Annotated in this window: 21 protein-coding genes; 12 read left to right on the top strand and 9 right to left on the bottom strand. The window is 68.8% G+C overall.

Annotation, left to right across the window (positions count from 1 at the left end; genetic code table 11):
- Positions 1-17: 17 nt before the first annotated feature.
- The 6 genes from KIP89_RS08830 to KIP89_RS08805 all read left to right on the top strand — a co-directional run bounded on the left by KIP89_RS08830 (position 18) and on the right by KIP89_RS08805 (position 5,678).
- Entirely contained in the window at positions 18-2,201 is a 2,184-nt protein-coding gene (locus KIP89_RS08830; RefSeq protein ID WP_213754997.1) for a VTT domain-containing protein, read from the top strand.
- Positions 2,198-3,100: an endonuclease/exonuclease/phosphatase family protein gene (locus tag KIP89_RS08825; RefSeq protein ID WP_256441433.1), complete on the top strand. Its 903-nt coding sequence runs from the start codon at positions 2,198-2,200 to the stop codon at positions 3,098-3,100. Before KIP89_RS08830 ends, KIP89_RS08825 begins: the two co-directional genes overlap by 4 nt.
- A 361-nt stretch (positions 3,101-3,461) precedes the next feature.
- Complete coding sequence (locus tag KIP89_RS08820; protein ID WP_213754996.1) at positions 3,462-3,968, top strand: YciE/YciF ferroxidase family protein; 507 nt, start codon at positions 3,462-3,464, stop codon at positions 3,966-3,968.
- Between the two features lie 89 nt (positions 3,969-4,057).
- Positions 4,058-4,252 carry a DUF3008 family protein gene (locus KIP89_RS08815; protein ID WP_213754995.1) on the top strand — a complete coding sequence of 65 codons (195 nt, stop codon included), beginning with the start codon at positions 4,058-4,060 and terminating at the stop codon, positions 4,250-4,252.
- Between the two features lie 71 nt (positions 4,253-4,323).
- Positions 4,324-5,184: an SDR family oxidoreductase gene (locus tag KIP89_RS08810; RefSeq protein ID WP_213754994.1), complete on the top strand. Its 861-nt coding sequence runs from the start codon at positions 4,324-4,326 to the stop codon at positions 5,182-5,184.
- A gap of 74 nt (positions 5,185-5,258) precedes the next feature.
- Positions 5,259-5,678 (top strand): low affinity iron permease family protein, encoded by a 420-nt coding sequence (locus tag KIP89_RS08805; RefSeq protein WP_213754993.1) that lies wholly within the window; start codon positions 5,259-5,261, stop codon positions 5,676-5,678.
- 15 nt (positions 5,679-5,693) lie between these two features.
- Here the strand turns inward: KIP89_RS08805 and KIP89_RS08800 are convergent, their stop codons facing one another.
- Complete coding sequence (locus KIP89_RS08800) at positions 5,694-6,965, bottom strand: ROK family protein (protein WP_369807090.1); 1,272 nt, start codon at positions 6,963-6,965, stop codon at positions 5,694-5,696.
- On the opposite strand from KIP89_RS08800, the gene KIP89_RS08795 reads away from it, so the two are divergent.
- From KIP89_RS08795 to KIP89_RS08775, 5 genes are all read left to right on the top strand, one after another.
- Positions 6,946-7,503 carry a sigma-70 family RNA polymerase sigma factor gene (locus tag KIP89_RS08795; protein ID WP_213754992.1) on the top strand — a complete coding sequence of 186 codons (558 nt, stop codon included), beginning with the start codon at positions 6,946-6,948 and terminating at the stop codon, positions 7,501-7,503. The two genes, KIP89_RS08800 and KIP89_RS08795, sit on opposite strands and share 20 nt — an antisense overlap.
- Complete coding sequence (locus KIP89_RS08790) at positions 7,487-8,275, top strand: anti-sigma factor family protein (RefSeq protein ID WP_213754991.1); 789 nt, start codon at positions 7,487-7,489, stop codon at positions 8,273-8,275. Before KIP89_RS08795 ends, KIP89_RS08790 begins: the two co-directional genes overlap by 17 nt.
- Before the next feature lie 35 nt (positions 8,276-8,310).
- Complete coding sequence (locus KIP89_RS08785) at positions 8,311-9,033, top strand: Bax inhibitor-1/YccA family protein (RefSeq protein ID WP_213754990.1); 723 nt, start codon at positions 8,311-8,313, stop codon at positions 9,031-9,033.
- 25 nt (positions 9,034-9,058) lie between these two features.
- Positions 9,059-9,826, top strand: a complete 768-nt coding sequence (locus KIP89_RS08780; RefSeq protein WP_213754989.1) for a DUF2076 domain-containing protein — start codon at positions 9,059-9,061, stop codon at positions 9,824-9,826.
- Between the two features lie 217 nt (positions 9,827-10,043).
- On the top strand, positions 10,044-12,776 hold the full coding sequence (locus KIP89_RS08775; protein WP_213754988.1) for an HAD-IC family P-type ATPase: 2,733 nt from the start codon (positions 10,044-10,046) through the stop codon (positions 12,774-12,776).
- A gap of 18 nt (positions 12,777-12,794) precedes the next feature.
- Here KIP89_RS08775 and KIP89_RS08770 read toward each other — a convergent pair whose 3' ends face one another.
- From KIP89_RS08770 to KIP89_RS08735, 8 genes are all read right to left on the bottom strand, one after another.
- Entirely contained in the window at positions 12,795-13,646 is an 852-nt protein-coding gene (locus KIP89_RS08770; RefSeq protein ID WP_369807089.1) for an NlpC/P60 family protein, read from the bottom strand.
- 17 nt (positions 13,647-13,663) lie between these two features.
- Entirely contained in the window at positions 13,664-14,011 is a 348-nt protein-coding gene (locus KIP89_RS08765; RefSeq protein WP_213754987.1) for a MarR family transcriptional regulator, read from the bottom strand.
- Between the two features lie 83 nt (positions 14,012-14,094).
- Positions 14,095-15,474: a leucyl aminopeptidase family protein gene (locus KIP89_RS08760; protein ID WP_213754986.1), complete on the bottom strand. Its 1,380-nt coding sequence runs from the start codon at positions 15,472-15,474 to the stop codon at positions 14,095-14,097.
- A 28-nt stretch (positions 15,475-15,502) separates the two neighbouring features.
- Positions 15,503-16,093 carry a histidine phosphatase family protein gene (locus tag KIP89_RS08755; RefSeq protein WP_213754985.1) on the bottom strand — a complete coding sequence of 197 codons (591 nt, stop codon included), beginning with the start codon at positions 16,091-16,093 and terminating at the stop codon, positions 15,503-15,505.
- A complete protein-coding gene (locus KIP89_RS08750) occupies positions 16,090-16,722 on the bottom strand; it encodes a hypothetical protein (RefSeq protein WP_213754984.1) in 633 nt (210 codons plus the stop codon). The genes KIP89_RS08755 and KIP89_RS08750 overlap by 4 nt, the downstream gene beginning before the upstream one ends.
- A gap of 40 nt (positions 16,723-16,762) precedes the next feature.
- Positions 16,763-17,578, bottom strand: a complete 816-nt coding sequence (fabI, locus tag KIP89_RS08745; protein WP_213755462.1) for an enoyl-ACP reductase FabI — start codon at positions 17,576-17,578, stop codon at positions 16,763-16,765.
- A gap of 205 nt (positions 17,579-17,783) precedes the next feature.
- Positions 17,784-18,734, bottom strand: coding sequence for a DnaJ C-terminal domain-containing protein (locus KIP89_RS08740; protein WP_213754983.1), 951 nt, complete (start codon positions 18,732-18,734; stop codon positions 17,784-17,786).
- 159 nt (positions 18,735-18,893) lie between these two features.
- Entirely contained in the window at positions 18,894-19,373 is a 480-nt protein-coding gene (locus KIP89_RS08735; RefSeq protein WP_250152287.1) for an RT0821/Lpp0805 family surface protein, read from the bottom strand.
- Positions 19,374-19,431: 58 nt separating this feature from the next.
- Here KIP89_RS08735 and pdxH point away from each other — a divergent pair, with 58 nt between their 5' ends.
- Positions 19,432-20,058 carry a pyridoxamine 5'-phosphate oxidase gene (gene pdxH, locus KIP89_RS08730; protein ID WP_213754982.1) on the top strand — a complete coding sequence of 209 codons (627 nt, stop codon included), beginning with the start codon at positions 19,432-19,434 and terminating at the stop codon, positions 20,056-20,058.
- Positions 20,059-20,106 lie beyond the last annotated feature (48 nt).

Genomic DNA, 20,106 nt, shown 5'->3' with positions numbered 1-20,106 from the left:
CTGGAGACCGGATAGTGATGCCCCGGCTTGCTGAAGACATGATGGAAAACGCCCTCGCCGAACGCCCGGCCCCGGTTGCCGCCGCGCCGCCGGCCCCGCTCGGCGCCGGCCCGGTGCTGCGTGTCGGGCGCAATGTCTGGCGGGTGGAGCCGGCCGGGCGCGCCGCGGTGATCGCCGATGGCGCCAATTATTTCGGCGCGCTGCGCCGCGCGCTGCTCAATGCGCGCGACACCATCCATATCGCCGGCTGGGATCTCGACAGCCGGATGAAGCTGGTCGGCCCGGACGGCACCGCCGATGACGGGCTGCCGGAGACGCTCGCCGCCTTCCTCTCGGCGCTGGTGGCGCGCAATCCGCGCCTGCGCGTGCGGCTGCTGCTGTGGGATTATTCCGTACTGTTCGCCTTCGAGCGCGAGCTGACGCCGATCTATTCCTTCCTCTGGTCGACCCCGCCGCAGATCGAGCTGTGCCTCGACGATTCGCTCCCGCTCGGCGCCTCGCACCACCAGAAGATCGTCGTCATCGACGACGCCATGGCGTTCTCCGGCGGGCTCGACCTGACCCGCCGGCGCTGGGACACCAGCGATCACCTCCCGGACGATCCGCGCCGCATCGACCCGACGGGCGCCGCCTATTCGCCGTTCCACGACGTGCAGATGGCGGTGGACGGGGCGGCCGCCTCCGCCCTCGGCCGGCTGTTCCGCGACCGCTGGAAGCGCGCCGCCTGCGAGCGCCTGCCCGTGCCGCGCCGCCGCGACGAGGGCGATTACTGGCCGGCGGGGCTGGAGCCGGATTTCCGCGCTGTCGGCATCGGCATTTCCCGCACCCTGCCGAGCTTCGAGAGCGAGCCGGAGGTGCGCGAGGTCGAGGCGCTGTTCTTCGACATGATCGACAGCGCCGAGCGCCAGATCTACATGGAGAACCAGTTCTTCACCTGCGAACGCTTCACCGAGCGGCTGATCGCCCGGATGCGCGCCCGCCCGGCGCTTGAGGCGGTGATCGTCGTGCCGCAGGGCTACCGGAGCTGGTTCGAGCACCAGTCGATGGGGGCGGGGCGCGCCCGCGTGCTGCAGCGGCTCGATGCCTCCGGCGTCGCCGATCGCGTGCGCTTCGTCTTCCCGCAGGTGGAGCGGGAGGGCGCGAAAGCCCCGGTCATGGTGCATTCCAAGGTCACCATCATCGACGACCGGCTGCTGCGCGTCGGCTCGGCCAATCTGTGCAACCGCTCCATGGGTTTTGACAGCGAGTGCGATCTCGTCATCGACGCCGATGAGGAGACCGAGCGCCGCGCCGTCGCCACGGTGCGCAATCGGCTGCTGGGCGAGCATCTCGGCCTGTCCGGCGAGGAGGTGGCCGTCTGGTTCGGCCGTTCCGGCTCGCTGCGGGCGGTGGTGGACGGGGCGGCGCGCACCGGTGGCCGGGCGCTGCTGCCGGTGCCGCGCGAGGGCGAGGCGGACATGCTGATCGGCATCGATTCGCTCGCCGATCCGGTCGAGCCGATCTATGAGGAGCGGCCCGAGGAAGCGGCCCGCAACCCGCGCCGCCGCTGGCTGGTGGCGGGCGCCATCGCCGTGCTGGTGATCGCCGGCCTGCTGGTGGCCTGGGCCAATTCGCCGCTTTCCGAGCCCGAGCGCATCATTTCCGCCATGAACGGCATCGCCGACCGTCCCTGGGCGCCGGCGCTGATGGTCGGCATCTTCATTGCGGCCGGCTTTCTCGTCTTTCCGGTGTCGGTGCTCATCGTCGCCACGGTGGCGCTGTTCGGCGGCTGGAGCGGGGCGGTGATCGCCGGCATCGGCGCCATGGCCAGCGCGCTCGCCACCTATGGCATCGGCCGCCGACTGGGTTCCGGGCTGGTGCGCCGCTTCATCGGCCCGCGCATCAACCGCATCCGCCGCCGCCTCACCGAGAGCGGCGTGCTGGCGGTGGCGACCGTGCGCATGGTGCCGGTGGCGCCCTTCACCGTGGTCAATCTCGTGGCCGGCGCGGCGGGCGTGCGCTTCCTCGACTACGCGGCGGGGACCGCGCTCGGCCTGCTGCCCGGCCTCATCGTGCTGACCGCGCTCGGCCGGCAGATCGTCGATGTCATCTCCAACCCGTCGCTCGGCAGCGTCGCCCTGCTGGGCGGCTTCGTGCTGCTGTGGATTCTCGTCTCGATCGGCCTCCAGATGCTGGTCTCGCGCATGCGGAGGCCCGCTTGAACCCTGCCGGTGCCGCCGCCCTGCGGGTGATGACCTGGAACATCCATGGCGGCATCGGGCCGGACGGGCGCTTCGATCTCGACCGCATCGCCGCGCTGATCGCCCGCCATCGCCCGGACATCCTCGCTTTGCAGGAAATCGACACGCGCGGCCGAGGCCTTGAATGTCTCGCCCCGCTGCAGGGGCTGGGCATCGGCCATTTCACCGAGGCCCGCACCATCGCCGTGCCGGACGGGCATTACGGCCATGCCCTGTTCTCGCGCTGGCCGATGGACGGCGTGGAACTGCACGACCTCTCCGTGCGCCGGCGCGAGCCGCGCATCGCCATCGAGGCGAGGGTGCATACCCCTCAGGGGCCGTTGCACGTGGTCGCCGTGCATGTCGGCCTCGCGCTGCTGGAGCGCCGGCGCCAGGTGATGACGCTCGCCGCCATGGCGAGGCGTCACCAACTGGGTCGCCGCCGCCCGCTGCCGACGCTGATGATGGGCGACTTCAACGACTGGTTCTCCTTTGGGCTGGTGACACGCACCCTCACCCGCGTGCTGCCCGAGCGCACCGAGCAGCGCAGCTTTCCCGCCTTCCGCCCGACGCTGCGGCTCGACCGCATCTATTGCAGCCATCCCGGCATGCTGGTCGAGGTCGGCACCGATCCGGCGGCACGGGCCTGCTCGGATCATCTTCCCGTCATCGCCGACATCTGCCTGCCGCCGGCCTCCGCCATGGCGGAACCGGAGCGGGAAGGGACCGTTGACCCGGACTGGTTGCAGAGCGGAGGCCCACGCCATGACGCCGAACCCGAGTTCCGACAGCCCACCCCTTCCGCCCGGCGTTCCGCCGATGCCGGGACCTCCCCCGATTCACGAACCCATCCGCGACCCGGTGCGCCCGCCGGTGCGTGACCGCGACGTGCCCGCCATTCGCGATCCCCAGCCGCCCGGCATCAGCGACCCGCCACCGGCTCCGCCATTCCCCCACGGCAACCAGCCCCGACGCAGGGATGACAGGGGCGCGCTCTCCCGCGCCGTGGTGCTCGGACACACACGCCACACTGATACACATCGTCCACCTCACTGCACTGACACTCCGCTCCAAGGAGGCGCCGTGAGCGCGGCGGTACAGGAGGGCATTCTTGGTAACCAATCAATAAATCGGGGAACGCTCGGCCCTTTTGTCGGTTGTCAGGGCAGTCTCGCGCGCGAACATTCATGTTGTTCAATGCGCGATCACGGTAAAATAAAGCCGTTACAGGAGGAAAGTACCATGGGTCTGTTTTCAAAAGATATCAAGACGATGGACGACCTTTTCGTCCACACGCTGCGTGACATCTATTACGCCGAGAACAAGATTGCCAAGTCGCTGCCGACGATGATCGAGAAGGCAACCGATCCCCAGCTCAAGGCAGATTTCACGCATCACCTCACCGAAACCAAGAATCACGTCGTCCGTCTGGAAGAAGTATTCCGCCTGCACGGCGTAGAAGCGAAGTCCGTAACCTGCCCGGCGATCGATGGAATCATTGACGAGGCCGAGGAAATCGCGGGCGAAGTCGCCGACAAGCAGGTTCTTGATGCGGCTCTTATCGCGGCGGCGCAGGCTGTCGAGCATTACGAGATCACGCGCTACGGAACACTTGTCGCCTGGGCGAAGCAGCTCGGCCGGCCGGACTGCGCGAGCGTGCTGGAAAAGAACCTCGCGGAAGAGAAAAACACCGATGTGAAGCTCAGCAAGCTCGCCGAGGCGAAGATCAATCTGCGCGCCGCTGAGTAAAGTCAATGAACCGTAAGGCCTATGGCGGGAGGCAATACTCTCCCGCCAGGCCGTCATCCGGTTTGCAGAACGCTCACGGGAGACTTCCCATGCCGGCAAAATCGAAGGCGCAGCAGATGGCGGCGGGGGCAGCCCTCGCCGCCAAGCGTGGCGAGGGCCGCAAAAGCGACCTTAAGGGCGCCTCGAAATCGATGGAAAAGTCGATGACCGAGGACCAGCTCGAAGATCTCGCCGCGACCCCTCGCAAGGGCAAGCCCGCCCATGTCGACGATCGCAGATCCTGATTTTCAGGAGAGCCCTGATTTTCAAGAAAATCCTGAATTGTCATCAGCATGCCCCGACGCAGGAGTGCGCCATGAGCTTGAATTACCCCACGCCGCCTTTCGCCGAACAGCCCCAGCCCATGCCCGGCATGACCGCCGGAATGCAGCCTCGCCCGGATCATGGCGAGGCGAGCTACAAGGGCTCGGGGCGGCTCAAGGGCAAGCGCGCGCTCATCACCGGCGGCGACAGCGGCATCGGCCGGGCCGTGGCTCTGGCCTATGCCCGCGAGGGGGCGGACCTGCTGATCTCCTATCTCAATGAAGGCGATGATGCCGCCGAGACGCAGCGCCTGGTCGAGGAGGCCGGGCAGCGCGCCGTGCTCATGCCCGGCGACATCCAGCACGCGCAGCAGTGCCGCGACCTCGTCGAGGCTGCCCGGCGCGAACTGGGCGGGGTCGACATTCTCGTCAACAATGCCGCGCATCAGGCAAGTTTCGAGAAGATCGAGGATATTTCCGACGAGGAGTGGGATCTGACCTTCCGCGTCAACATCCACGCCATGTTCTATATCTGCAAGGCGGCGGTGCCGCACATGGGCGAGGGCGGGAGCATCATCAACACCGCCTCGATCAATTCCGACAAGCCGAGCCCGAACCTGCTGGCCTATGCCACCACCAAGGGCGCGATCCAGAACTTCACCGCCGGCCTCGCCCAGATGCTGGCGCCGCGCAATATCCGCGTCAACGCCGTGGCGCCCGGCCCGATCTGGACGCCGCTCATTCCCTCCACCATGCCGCCGGAAAAGGTGACGCATTTCGGCGAGCAGGTGCCGATGAAGCGGCCGGGCCAGCCAGCGGAACTCGCCACCGCCTATGTGATGCTGGCCGATCCGCTGTCGAGCTATGTCTCCGGGGCCACCATCGCCGTCACCGGCGGCGCGCCGATGATCTGAATCGGGATGGGGGCAAGGCGGCAGGAACGACCGGGGCGGAAGGACGTTGTCAGCGGCAAAAGCTGAGGAAGGCCATGTCGCGTACGCCCCGCTCCGGCGCCCCGCGCCGCTCGCTCTTCACCCGTTTCGCGCAATGGGTTTCATTGCAGACGGGCAAGCCCGTCATCTTCGCCGGCGCGCTGGGTCTGATCGCCATCTGGGGCGCCAGCGGCCCGATCTTCGGCTTCGGCGATACTTGGCAGCTGGTGATCAATACATCGACGACCATCATCACTTTCCTGATGGTGTTCGTCATTCAGAACAGCCAGAACCGCGACACCGCCGCCCTGCACATCAAGATCGACGAACTCATCGCCCGCAACGACAAGGCCCGCCGGATCCTCCTCGATCTTGAGGAGCTTGACGATACCGCCCTGGAACGGATTCGCGAGGAATATGAAGATCTTGCGCGGCAGGAGCGGGAGGCTGGAGAGCGCAGCGAGGGCCATGTCTGACGCTCCGGAATTCAATTAATCGCCGCCAGCCCCGTTCTTCCGGCGCACGGCTTTCCGTTCGTCGTTCGGCCGGGCGCGAGTGGTGAAACGGGCATTGCCGAGCCCGGTGCCGATCGTCAGCACGCCCCAATGCGTCACATCCTGCATCAGCGGCACCTCGCTAAGCCCTTGAACAACAGCATCATTATGGACCACCACCGTGGTCTCGCGCCCGCCGATCTCCGGTATCGCCTGCCAGAGAGCGGCTGGCAGATTGAAGCGCGAGCTCTCCCAATTGCCTGGCAGGTTCTGCGCGCCGGCGGCAATCGAGCCGTCCGGCTGGATAACGCCGGGGCAGCCCACGCCGATGAAGGGCGCAAGCGACAACTTTTCTTCTTCAGCTTCGCCCACCAGATCTTTCAGCATCTTGGCAAGCCGCTCGATCGCCATGTCCCGCTTGGGATCCTCGTCCCCATGGCGCCAGATCTGGCTGGTACGCACCTTCGCTTTCGACAAATCCTCTGCCTTATCAAGGTTCAAGCGCACGATACCGGCGCGAATATTGGTGCCGCCAATATCCACCGCGAGAATCTCGCCGAAATTGGCAAACATCCAGCTCGGCGCCAGATGAACCGCTCCAATGAGCCCCGCCTCGTCCGGGTGATGGCGAATGGGCCGCAGCTCGATTTCCGTGTCGTGAGAACGGGCAATCAACTCGGCGCGGGCAATGGCGATCTCCGCGAAACGCCCGGCCTTCAGCCCGCCACCAATAGCGATGCGCTCGGTGCCGCGCCACTCCTTGGTGCGCAGCAACCGGCGCACAACGGTGGCAAGCTCGCCCGCATATTCCTCAACCGCGCTCAGGATCACCGCCTGTTCGACCGGATCGCCCTCCATCAGCACGTCGTCGATCTGCCGCTTGGAGATGTCGGCGGTCGCCGTCTCGCCCAGCGGTGCCGCGTCGCCGGCAATTTCCCGCCAGCGATCAAGGCTTTGGAAGAATGCCGCGCGTCGGGCGCGGTCGCCGACAAAGCCGTCTTCCTCGCGCATCTGGCTGTTGCTGGCGTCGACCGTGACCGCGGTCAGGGTCGGCGATCCGTGGGCGACGGCGGGCGGAGCGTCGGAGGCGCTGCGGGCGGCGTTGTCGCGGTTTTTCTCGGCCATGGTATCCTGCTCATATTCATCCGTGAGAGAACGGCGCAGAGGCGGCCGCGTTCCCTGTCGCAGCGGCATGAAATAAACTGCGCAATACCGGGAATAGGGGAGCGCGGGGCTCCGTATACGAGTTATGAAGCGCGACGAAACCACGTTCGACGTACCGGCCCAGCTCGGGGTGATGCGGCGCTATGCGCGCTCGCTGACCCGCGACGACGCCGATGCGGAGGACCTGGTCCATGACGCGCTGGTGCGGGCCTATGAGCGGCGTGGCACCTTCTCCCCGGAGCGTGGTGCGCCCGGCAAGGGGCTGCGCGGCTGGCTGCTGTCGATCCTGCACAACGCCTTCATCGACCGCCGCCGGGCCCGCAGCGCCGAGGGCGTGCGTGAGCGCCGGGCGATGGAGCTGGCCGAGCCGGCAGGTGAGCCGGGGCAGGAGCATCATGTGCGTCTCGCTCAGGTGCGCGAGGCCTTCATGCACTTGCCGCAGGAGCAGCGCGCCGCGCTGCATCTCGTGGCCATTGAAGGCCTCGGTTACGCCGAGGCCGCGGCTGCGCTTGGTATTCCCCAGGGCACGTTGATGTCCCGTCTCTCCCGCGCCCGCGCCGCGTTGCGGGCGATCGAGGACGGGACGGCCGTGCGCCCCACCCATTTGCGTCTTGTTGGAGGAGCGGATGAGCCGTCCCCTTGATCCGGTCTCCGATACGGACCTTCAGGCCTATGTCGATGACGAGCTGGCGGTGGCCCGCCGGATCGATGTCGAGGCCTATCTCAGCGCCAACCCGATCGAGGCCTCGCGGGTGATGGCGGATTTGCGGATTCGCGACGAGTTGCGTCTGGCGCTGGCCGATACGCCGCGCTTGGCGGTTGGCGCGGGGGCGCGTCTGGCCACCACCGAGGCGGCCCGCCGGCTGGAGAACGCTTTGTCGCGCCAGAGCTGGCTGCGCCTTGTGCGGATCGCCGCGTCCGTGGCGCTGCTGGTCGGTGCGGGCTGGCTGGCCCATGCTCAGTTCGGACCGCTCGGCGTCAGCCGGGTCGTGGCCTCCGATCTTCCGCCGGCCTATCTGGAAGAGGCGGTGCGGGCCCATCGCACCAGCGCCCTGCGCGCCGGCATGAGCTCGCAACCGGGCGCGACCGCCTATGACCCGGCCGAGATCCGCTCGGCCACCGCCATCATCATGCCGAACCTGCCGCAGGAGTGGCAGGTGGCGGATGTGCAGGTCTTCCCCTCGGCCTTCGGGCCGAGTGTGGAAGTATCTGTTAAAACAAAGGATTTCGGCGCCGTCTCGCTGTTCGCCGTCCGGCCGGGCAGCTTTGATGTGGTGCCGGCCACCACCGTTCCGCGGGAGGACCTCAGCGCCGCCTATTGGCAGGTCGGTGAGGTCGCCTACGCCCTGGTCGCCCAGGGACAGACCCGCGAACTCGATCGGGCGGCCGCCTCTCTGGCGCGCTCGCTCTACTGATCCGCAAGGGTCGATTTCCTCAACAGGAGATGGAAATGAACACGCCGAACTTCGGCTATCAGTGGCAGACCGGCGCCCGTGGCGTCGACCAGGCCGTTTTCGACGAGGGCCTGCGCAAGCATATGCTGCGCGTTTACAACTACATGGCGCTCGGCCTCGTCATCACCGGTGCCGTCGCCTTCATCGTCGGCACCACGCCGGCGCTTTATGTGCCGATCTTTTCCACCCCGCTGAAATGGGTGGTGATGCTGGCGCCGCTGGCCTTCGTTCTGTTCTTCTCGTTCCGCATCCAGGCCATGTCGGCCGGTACGGCGCAGATGATGTTCTGGGCGTTCTGCGCGGTGATGGGCCTGTCGATGGCCTCGATCTTCCTGGTGTTCACCGGCACGTCGATCGCGCGCACCTTCTTCATCGCCGCAACCATGTTCGGTGCGACCAGTCTTTATGGCTATACCACCAAGCGTGACCTGTCGAAGTTCGGCTCGTTCCTGATCATGGGTCTGATCGGCGTGGTCATTGCGAGCGTCGTGAACATCTTCCTCGGCTCGTCGATGCTGCAATTCATCGTGTCCGTGGTCGGTATTCTTGTGTTCGTCGGCCTGACGGCCTGGGATACGCAGAGCATCAAGGAACAGTACGCGGACAATTTCGATGCTGAATCGCAGCAGAAGCTGGCTGTGTTTGGCGCCCTGTCGCTCTATCTGAACTTCGTGAACATCTTCCAGCTTCTGCTCAACCTGACCGGCGAGCGGGAGTGACGGGGTCACGAAGGGAGATCGCGCGATGAACGACCAGGATCGCCAAGCCATTGACGGGCTTTTCGAAAAGCTCGCGGAAGCGGAACGCCGCGCGCCCCCGCGCGACGGCCAGGCCGAGGGTTATATCGGCCAGCGGATCGCCCGCCAGCCGGCTGCGCCTTATCTGATGGCGCAGACCATCGTCATGCAGGACTATGCGCTGCAGCAGGCGCAGGCCCGCATCGAGGAGCTGGAGCGTCAGGCCAGTGAGGCGGAGCGTCAGGCCAATGAGTCGCGTCCGGCCGCGTCCGGCGGGTTGTTCGGCTCGCTGTTCGGCTCCAGCCAGCCGGCGCCCCGGCGCGGCTCCGTCCCCTCCATGCCGCGCGCGGCCAATCCCGCCTTCGGGTCGGGGGCGGGCGCGGCGGCCGGGGCGGCGTCGCCGGCCTGGGGCGGCAGCCCCCAGCCGGGTAACGCTCCCGGCATGAGCGCACAGGGCATGAATGCTCCCGGGATGAACCCGCAGGGCCAGCCCGGCGGGCTCGGCCGGCCCGGCTTCGGCGGGGGTGGTGGCGGCTTCCTTGCGGGTGCCGCGCAGACCGCGATGGGTGTCGCCGGTGGCGTGCTTCTGGGCAGCGCCATTTCCAGCATGCTCTCCGGCGGCGAGGCGAAAGCCGCCGAGGCACCGGCGGAAGACCCGGCGGCCGACGCCCCGGCGGATAATGCCGCCGATGCCGGCGCCGACGACATCAACGCCTCCGATGAAGGCGGCTGGTTCGATGGCGGCGGCTGGTTCGGCGGCGACGAGGAAATCTGACCGTGACGGGCCGGCCGGAAGGCCGGCCTTTCATCGACACTCCTTTCATCGATACTCTCGGGAGGCCGGCCGGATGGCCGGCCTTTCCTTTTGTCCCGGCCGCCCGATGTTCCCGTCCTGCTTGGCTTTCCGATCGGCCATCCGGGAATGTCCGGTTGTCAGGCGGGCCGGCGTCGCTAGCGTTTCCTTCCCCCCAGATGAAGGGCCTGTCGCCGCGATGACCCAACCGCCTGCTCCGCTCTCCCCTTTCGACGCCGCGCCGGCCCGCTCCGCCATGGAGGACCCCTGGCACGCGCTGCCGCATGAGGAGGTGGCGCGGCTTCTTGAGGCGCCACTGGGCGGGCTGAGCCCGCAGGAGGCGCTCCGGCGCCTTGCCGCCCACGGTCCCAACGCGCTGCCCGAGCCGCCCGGCCGCTCGCCGCTGCTGCGCTTTCTCGCCCAGTTCAACAATGCGCTGATCTATTTCCTGCTGGCCGGCGCGCTGGCCGCGCTGATCCTCGGCCATCATGTCGATGCCGGCGTCATCATCGCGGTGGTGCTGGTCAATGCGGTGGTCGGCTTCGTGCAGGAGGGCCGGGCCGAACAGTCGCTGCGCGCCATCCGCAACATGATCGCGCCGCAGGCCAGCATCATCCGCGGCAGCCAGCGGCTCAGCGTCGCCGCCCATGAACTGGTGCCCGGCGATCGGGTGCTGCTGGAGGCGGGTGACCGCGTGCCGGCCGATACGCGGCTCAGTCTGGCGCGGGGCATGCTGATCGACGAGGCGATGCTGACCGGCGAATCCGTCACCGCCGCCAAGCGGTCCGACCCCGCCGCTCCCGAGGCGCCGCTGGGCGACCGGCATTCCATGGCGTTTTCCGGCACCACGGTCGCCGCCGGGCAGGGCACCGGCATCGTGGTCGCCACCGGCCCGCGCACGCAGATCGGCCGCATCGGCACGCTGATGGCCGATGTCGAGCCGATGGTGACGCCGCTGCTGCGCCAGATCAACGCCTTCGCCCGGTCGTTCACCTGGGTGGTGCTGATCGGCGGCGCGGCGCTGTTCCTGTTCGCGGTGCTGGTGCGCGGCTATGGCTGGAGCGAGGCGCTGATGGCGGTGGTGGCGCTTGCCGTCGGGCTGGTGCCGGAGGGGCTGCCGGCGGTGATCACCATCACCCTGGCCATCGGCGTGCGGCGCATGGCCCGGCGCCATGCGGTGATTCGCCTGCTGCCGGCGGTGGAGACGCTGGGGGCGACCTCGATCATCTGCTCGGACAAGACCGGCACGCTGACCCGCAACGAGATGACCGCGCGCCGGCTGTTCCTGCCGGCGGGCGAGGGTCGCACCGCTGAGGTTGCGATATCCGGCATCGGCTATGCGCCGGAGGGCGAGTTGAACTGGGTGGGGGCGGGCGATCCCGCCACCGCCAGCGAGGCACTGCTGCGCTGCGCGCTGCTGTGCAACGACGCGCATCTACGGGCCGAGAACGGCCATTGGCTGGCCGAGGGCGACCCGATGGAAGCGGCCCTCGTCGCCCTGGCGGTGAAGGGCGGGATGGTGCCCGCCGTGGAACGCGGCGCATGGGAGCGGCTCGACGCGATCCCCTTCGATGCCGCCTATCGCTTCATGGCGGTGCTGGCGCGCGGCCCGTCGGGCGAGACGGTGATTTTCGTGAAGGGCGCGCCCGAGGCGGTGCTGGCGCTGTGCGCGGGCGCTGCCGGCGAGGCCGGCTGGAATGCGGCCATCGACGCCTCCGCCCGGCAGGGCGAGCGCGTGCTGGGCTTTGCCGCGCGGCGTCTGGCGGAGGGCGCGCCGGCCCGGCTTGCCGTGGACTCTCTCGACGGGCTCGATTTCCTTGGGCTGGTCGGCTTCATCGATCCGCCGCGCGCGGAGGCGGTGGCGGCGATTGCCGAATGCCGGAGCGCGGGCATCGGCGTCAAGATGATCACCGGCGACCATGGCGCCACCGCGCAGGCGATCGCCCGCCAGCTCGGGCTGGGCGAGAGCCCTCTGGTGATGACCGGCGCGCAGGTGGATGCCACCACCGATGCCGATCTCGTGGCGCTTGCCCACGCCACCACCGTGTTCGCCCGCACCAGCCCGGAGAACAAGCTGCGCATCGTGCGGGCGCTGCAATCGACCGGTGATGTGGTGGCGATGACCGGTGACGGGGTGAATGACGCGCCCTCTCTCAAGCAGGCCGATGTCGGCATCGCCATGGGCCGCAAGGGCACGGAAGCGGCCAAGCAGGCGGCCGAAGTGGTGCTGGTGGACGACAATTTCGCCTCCATCGTCGCGGCGGTGCGGGAGGGGCGCACGGTCTACGACAATATTCGCAAGATGATCGCCTTTACCCTGCCGACCAATGGCGGCGAGGTGCTGGGCGTGATCATCGCCATCCTGCTCGGCGCGACGCTGCCCATGTCGCCGGCGCAGATCCTCTGGCTCAACCTCATCCTCAGCATCACGCTGGGTCTGGCGCTCGCCTTCGAGCCGACCGAGCCGGGCACCATGGAACGCCCGCCTCGCCCGTCCCATGCCAGCCTGCTCACGCCGTTCATGCTGTGGCGCGTCGCCTTCGTCTCCATCCTGTTCATGCTGGCGACGTTCGGGGTGCTGCATCTCGCGCTGTCGCGCGGGCAGGGGCTGGAGATGGCCCGCACGCTGGTGGTGAACACGCTCGTGGTGATGGAGATCTTCTATCTGTTCAATGTGCGCTTCCTGCACATGCGCTCCATCACCTGGCAGGGGGCGCTGGGCACGCGGGCGGTGCTGATCGCGCTGGCCGCCGTGGTGGCGGGCCAGCTGGCCTTCACCTATCTGCCGCCGCTCCAGGCGGTGTTCGAGACGCGCCCGGTCGCCCTGCTCGACGGGGTGATGATCATCGCCATCGGCGTCGCGCTGATGCTCGTGCTGGAAGTGGAGAAGGCGATACTTCGCCGGCTTAATATCTTCGCGGGGGAGTTCTGAGGCGCAGGGGCGGGCGGCTTACAGCCGCCGGACGCTGCGCAGGGGCGTGCCGCCGGTTTCAATGCGGGCCAACGCGGGGGCGAGCGGCTCGCGCATCACCGACAGGCTGAAGGCGGTGGCGTGCAGCAGCGTCGCCGGATCCTCGACCATGCCGACATGGCCCGGCCAGAACAGCAGGTCGCCGCGCCGGAGCGTGGCGAGGTCGCCATCGAACGGAACCGCCGTGCCGAGCGCGGCCTCCTGCATGTCGCTGTCGCGCGGGCAGGCGATGCCGCAGGCGGTGAGCGCGATCTGCACAAGGCCGGAACAGTCCAGCCCGAGGCTGGAGCGCCCGCCCCACAGATAGGCGGCGCCGAGAAAACGCGCGGCCACGGTGACAAAATCGGTCTCCACGGCCTCCAGCGGCACCAGATGGCCGGCGAACAGGAAGCCGCCTTCGGCGGTGACAGCGAAACGCTCGCGTGTCTCCACCACGTTCACCCGGCTGCCGAAGGACAGCAGCGCGCTCGGCGGCAGCTTGATGGAGGGGCCGGGAAAGACCGGGGTGCGCAGCGCGGCGATTTTGTGGGTGGCCGCCGGGCCGACCGGGCCGAGCGCCTCCGCCGGCAGCCAGCCGACATAGCCGTCCGCGTCGAGCTGGCCCCAGGCCCAGCCTTCCATCGTCGTCTCGAAGATCGTCGCCGTCTCGCCGAACAGCGCCTCGGTGGTCAGCGGCGCCTCGGGCGAGGGCTCGCTGCGCATCGGCGCGGTGGCGTGGACCACCCGGTACACCGTGCCCTCCACATAGAGCGGGGCCTCGACCAGGCCGCGCAGGCTGGCGGCGGCGAGGTCCGGGCGGGCGGGGGTGAGGCGCGGGTCGCGATCGGTCACGGGCGTGCTCGCATTTCTCAGCGCAGATGGCGGGCCACGGCGACCACGAGATCGCCGAGCTTTTCCAGATAGAGCGCGCCGTCGACGGTGCGCTGGATGATGACGTTGCGCTTGTCCGCCTCGTCGCGCCGGCGCGAGACGAGGCCGAGCGCGCCCATCGTGTCGAGCGCGCGGGTGATGACCGGCTTGGTCACGCCGAGCCGGGCGGCGAGGCCGCGCACGGTGTGCGGCGGGGCTTCCAGATAGACGCAGAGCAGGATGGCGAGCTGGCGCGGGCTGAGATCGGGCGCATCGTCGCGCACCTGCGCGAGCGACAGCTCATGCAGAAGGCGCAGCGCCTGCGATGGGCGCATCTCGACCGCCATGGTGCGCACTCCGCTGATCCCTGCCGCAAATCGTTACGGCTGCGGATTGTTCGTACCATGGCGCCCATTGATCCAACAATGGGTTAACGGGCGTAACGCTCCGTCAGCAGGGCGTCGAGGGCGCGGATGGTCTGCGCTTCGCCGCCTTCCGGGCGGCCCGGCCGGTTCGACGGGTTCCAGGCGTAGATGTCGAGATGCAGCCAGGCCCCGGCCCGCTCGACGAAACGCTGGAGGAACAGCGCGGCGGTGATGGAGCCGGCAAAGCCGCCGCTCGGCGCGTTGTTGAGATCGGCGATCGGGCTGTCGAGCATCGACGCATAGGGCTGCCAGAGCGGCATCCGCCAGAGCGGATCGGCTTCCGCAAGGGCATGGCGGGCAAGGTCGGCGGCGAGCGTGTCGTCCGGTGTGTAGGCCGGCGGCAATTGCGGGCCGAGCGCGACGCGGGCGGCGCCGGTGAGGGTGGCGAAGTCGATCAGCAGCTCGGGCGCCTCCTCATCCGCCAGCGACAGCGCATCGGCGAGGATCAGCCGGCCTTCGGCGTCGGTATTGCCGATCTCGACCGAGAGCCCCTTGCGCGAGGCCAGGATGTCGCCGGGCCGGAAGGCGGCGCCGCCTACCGCGTTCTCCACCGCCGGCACGATGAGGCGCAGGCGGACCGGCAGCTTGCGGGCCATGATCATCTGGGCAAGGCCGATGGCGCTCGCCGCGCCGCCCATGTCCTTCTTCATCAGCAGCATGCCGCTCGCCGGCTTGATGTCGAGCCCGCCCGTGTCGAAGGCGACGCCCTTGCCGACCAGCGTGACCTTGGGCGCGTCCGGCTCGCCCCAGCTCAAATCGATGAGGCGCGGCGCGCGCGGGCTGGCGCGGCCGACGGCGTGGATGAGGGGGAAGTTGGCGGCCAGCAGATCGTCGCCCGTCGTCACCCGCACGCCGCCGCCGAAGCGGGCCGCTAGGGTGCGCACCGCCGCCTCGATCTCGGCCGGGCCGAGGTCGTTGGCCGGCGTGTTGACGAGATCGCGGGCGAGCGTCACCGCCTCGGCCGTGCGCTCCACCGCCGCCTTGTCGACGCCCTCGGGCACGACCAGCCGGATCGCCGCGCGGGAGCGCGCCCGGTAGCGGGTGAAGCGGTAGGCGCCGAGCAGCAGGCCGAGCGTGGCAAGGCGTGGATCGGCCGGGGCGCGCTCCAGAAGGTAATCGCCCGCGGGCAGGGTGGTGGCGAGCTTGCCGAAGGAGAGCGGGTCGCGCGGGGGCTCCGCGCAGCCGAACAGCACGCCGGCAATGGCGCCATCGGCCGAGGGCAGGACCAGCAGTGCGCCCGGTTCCGCCTTGAAGCCGGTGGCCTCGGCGAAGGAGAGCGCCGGCGCCGGCAGGCCGCCCGCCACCTCGCGCCAGTTCTGCGGCGTGACGCACCAGATCGGGCGGGGATTGGAGGCCTCCGAGGCGGTGATCAGCGTGACGCCCATGGGGGGCTCCCTTTGCCGGGTGGTGCCGTCAGGCGACGGCGAGTTCGAAAGCGCCGTTCTCGACCATGTAGACCGCGCCCTGGCGCACCGGCAGGTCCACCGCCTGCTCCGGCGGCATGCCGGCGAGGACATGCAACATGGCACGGACCACGCCGCCATGGGTCACGACCACGCTGTCGGCGGTGATCTCGTTGATCGCCCCCATGACGCGCTCGGTCAGCATGGCATAGCTCTCGCCGCCCGGCGGCACGAAATTCCACGGATCAGTCTTGCGCACGGCGACGCTGGCGGGATCGCGCCGGCGCAGCTCGGTCCAGCTGAAGCCTTCCCAGCGGCCGAAGCCGATTTCCTTCAGCCGCGCGTCGCGGCGGAATTCGTCCGGCGGCAGGCCCAGCTCGGCGCGCAGGATCGCCATGGTCTGGGACGTCCGCCCGAGCGGGCTCGCCACATAATCGAGAGTCGCCGCGCCGCCGGCGAGGCGGTCGACCACGCGGGCGGTCTTGGCCGCCTGTTCGCGGCCGAGATCGTTCAGCGGAATGTCGTGATGGCCCTGAAGGCGGCCGGCGAGGTTCCAGTCGGTCTCGCCATGACGGACCAGAAAGATGCGGCAGCGGCTCATCGGGCGGGCAGTGTCACGGTTTGGGTGTAGGTGCGCCCGTTTCGCCCGGCATGGGGATAGGCGACGCGCAGCGTGGCGGTGGCGCCGCCGCGTGGCAGCCGGCCGCTGACGAAGACCCGCGTGCCCTGGATGACGCGGCCGAGGCAGTAGGAGGTGCCGGCCTGCACCGCATCCACGGTGAAATTGCCATAGTCGGTGGAGAGCTTCACGCCGGCGGGCGCATCGAGAATGGTGATGATCGGCGCCTGTTCGGTCTGGCAGCGCGTGTCGGCGGTACCGGCGGCGAACACCATCCGCCCGCCGCTGCCGGTGAGCAGGGAGACGCGGGTATCGCCGTTCTGGTCGATCGGCGCGACATAGCCGGGGAAGATCGCCCCGCCCGGCCCGAAAATGCGCGGCAGCAGCGGATATTCCTCGAAGGTCGGCGGCACGCCCCGGTCCTGCGGGCCGGGCGGGCCCGGCTGGACGGTGATGGAGGAGGCGGCCTGCGCCACACCCACGGAAAATCCGCCTGCGAAAATCCCACCGCCGAGAAGGGCCAGCACCGCCGCGCGTGCCACGCGTCGCCGCGCCGTCGCGGCGCTCATCGGGTTCCGGGTTGCGCCTGTTCCGAGCCGAGCCTTGGTCATCGCTGTCTCCTGTGCCGGAGGGGGCCGTCGGGGCGCGGGATCAGTCGCGATCCAGCGTCAGGTCCGGCGCCTCGGGATTCTTCATGCCGACCACATGATAGCCCGCATCGACGTGGTGAATCTCGCCGGTGACGCCGCGCCCGAGATCGGACAGCAGGTACATGCCGGTATCGCCCACCTCGTCGATGGTCACGGTACGGCGCAGCGGCGCGTTCAGCTCGTTCCACTTCAGGATATAGCGGAAATCGCCGATGCCGGAGGCCGCGAGAGTCTTGATCGGGCCGGCGGAGATGGCGTTCACGCGAATGTTCTTGGGGCCGAGATCGGCGGCGAGGTAGCGCACGCTCGACTCCAGCGCCGCCTTGGCGACGCCCATCACATTGTAATGCGGCATCCACTTCTCGGCGCCGTAATAGGTCAGCGTCAGCATCGAGCCGCCATTGGTCATCAGCTTCTCGGCGCGCTGGGCGACGGCGGTGAAGCTGTAGCAGGAGATCAGCATGGTCTTGCTGAAATTGTCCGCGGTGGTGTCGACATAGCGCCCGTCCAGCTCGCTCTTGTCGGAGAAGGCGATGGCATGAACGAGGAAGTCGAGCCCGCCGAGCTGGCGCTCGGTCTCGGCGAAGACGGCATCGATGGTGGCGGGGTCGGTGACGTCGCAGTGACCGACGACGGCGGCGTCGAGTTCGTTCGCCAGCGGCTCCACGCGCTTCCTCAGCGGCTCGCCCTGATAGGTGAAGGCGAGCTTCGCGCCCTGAGCATGGACGGCCTTGGCAATGCCCCATGCGATGGAACGGTTATTGGCAACCCCCATAATGAGGCCGCGCTTACCGTTCATCAAACCAACCGATGCCATGCCCGTCACGCCGTGCTCCGTACTCTCTGCCCACTGTGCAGTGGCGAAGGGTTCCTATCGCACAGCGGCAGGAGCCGCTCAAGCGAGCGGTTACAGTCAGACACGTCCCCGGCCATGGTGGCAATCCGGGATGGGGGCTTCGACGGGCGATTCCGCACCCGGCGGATCCGGCGCGCCGTCAGGCTCAATCCTGTAATCCGCTGCGTCAGGCTCCGGCGTGCTTGCGCATCAGCGCCTCAAGCTCGGCGTCGCGCTCCTCCGGCAGGGCGATGCGGACGGTGGCGAGCAGGTCGCCCTCGCCGCCCTCGGCCTTGGGCAGGCCCTTGCCGCGCAGGCGGAAGGTGCGGCCCGAATCGGTCCAGGCCGGAACGGACAGTTCCACCTCGCCGCCCAGGGTCGGCACGCGCAGCTTGCCGCCGAGCACGGCCTGGGCGAGCGGCAGCGCCACATCGGCCCGCAGATCCGTCCCCTCGATCCTGAACACGCGGTGCGGCGCATAGGCGACGACGAGATAGGCGTCGCCCGGCGTGCCGCCAAAGGCGCTGGGCTCGCCCTGGCCCTTCATGCGCATCCGGTGCCCTTCGGCAACGCGCGCGGGGATCTTCACCTCCACGACGCGGCCATTGGGCAGGCGCACCTTGACCGGCCCGCCCTCGACCACGGTCTCCAGCGGCACCGGCACGGTGATGTCGATATCGTTGCCGCGCGGGGTCTCGGCGCGGCCGCGTGCCCGCCCGCGTCCGCCGCCGAGGCCGCCCAATATGTCGGACAGCACGTCGTCGAAGCCGCCGGCGTCATGGGGGCCATGGCCGGAGCGGCGGGCGCCCTCGGGACCGTAGGAGAAGCTCTCGAAAATCGTCTCGCCCCCGCCCGGGCCGCGCTGGAAGCCGCCCCGGCCGAAGCCGCCGCCCGGAAAGCCCTCGAAGCCTTTCGGCTTGCCTTCGGCGTCGATCTCGCCGCGGTCGAACTTACCGCGCTTGTCGGGGTCGGACAGGATTTCATGGGCCGAGTTGAGCTCGGCGAAACGGTCCTGCGCCTTCGGATCGTCCTTGTTGGCGTCCGGGTGCAGTTTCTTGGCAAGGCGCCGGTAGGCGCGCTTGATTTCGGCGGGGTCGGCGCTGCGGGCAACGCCGAGAATATCGTAGGGATCGCGCATGGATGATGGTCTCGTCCGGCGGTTCCGGCTGTCCGACATGTAGGAGGCGTGTTGCGCCAATGCAACGGCCACCGGGCCGGCAAGCCGGCTTCGCGGAAAACCTTCTGCGGGAGCCTGCGGCGCGAAGCTGGCGGGAAGCTTGGCGAGGCGGCTGCGGCCTCAGCTGCGTTCGAGCAGCCGGGCCTGATCGACCTTCCAGCCCGCCTTGGTCCGGCAGGCCTCGCCCTGGAGCCATTCCTCGCCGCTCTGCTTGACGAAGCTCATGAGGAATTCGCGGCACTGGCCGCTGCCGCCGGCATCGGCGGTCGGGCCGAGCGGCGTCACGGTGCCGCGGGTGGCGCCGGGATAATTCTCCCACGGCACGCTCGGCGCCGCCTCCTTGTCGACCAGCGCCTCGGCCAGCGCCTTGCGCGCCGCCACCCAATCCTCCGGCGCCACGCCTTTCGGCACGGGCTCGGAGGCATAGGCCACGGGGTGGGCACTGATCGAGCCGGTCGCCATCGGATCGAGCGCGGCGGTGCCCGAGCAGCCGCCCAGCACCGCGCCGACCGCGACGAAGGTCAGCGTGCAACGCGCTGTGCGAAGCGCCGCTGCGCGCGTATATGGAGCCGAGATGAGCATCATCGCAGATGACGCCATCTGTCGCCGCCTTAGGAACATCGCCGGGCCCTCGGGTCCAATCGTCGAGACTGCCCTTATGGAAGCGCCTGAAGAGTTAACATCCGGTGATTTCACGCTGGCCGCCGAGCCTTTCCAGCTTTTCGAGGACTGGTTCACGGAAGCCCGCGCGAGCGAACCGAACGATCCCAACGCCATGGCGCTGGCCACCGTCGACGCCGACGGGCTGCCGGATGTGCGCATGGTGCTGCTGAACGCCCGCGACGAGCGCGGCTTCGTGTTCTTCACCAATTCCAACAGCGCCAAGGGCCGCGAACTCGCCGCCATGTGCAAGGCGGCGGTGGTGTTCCACTGGAAGTCGCTGCGCCGGCAGATCCGGGTACGCGGCCCGGTGGAGATGGTGAGCGTGGCCGAGGCGGACGCCTATTTCGCCAGCCGCCCCCGCCTGTCGCAGATCGGCGCCTGGGCGAGCCAGCAGTCGAGCCCGCTCGAAGGGCGTTTCGCGCTGGAGGGAGCGGTGGCCAAGCTCACCGCCAAGCACGCGCTCGGCACCGTGCCGCGCCCGCCGCACTGGAACGGCTATCGCATTCGCCCGGTGCAGATCGAGTTCTGGCACGACCGGCCGTTCCGCCTGCATGACCGCATCGTGTTCGCCCGCGCCACCCCCGAGGCGGATGGCTGGACCAAGACCCGGCTTTATCCCTGACCCGTCTTCTCCCTGCCCCGTCTTTCTCCCTGACACCCCTCCCGAGCT

Source organism: Ancylobacter radicis, assembly GCF_018449475.1.
Taxonomy (GTDB): domain Bacteria; phylum Pseudomonadota; class Alphaproteobacteria; order Rhizobiales; family Xanthobacteraceae; genus Ancylobacter; species Ancylobacter radicis.
Note: the sequence above shows the minus strand (reverse complement) of the source record. Positions and strands in the feature narration are given on the sequence as shown.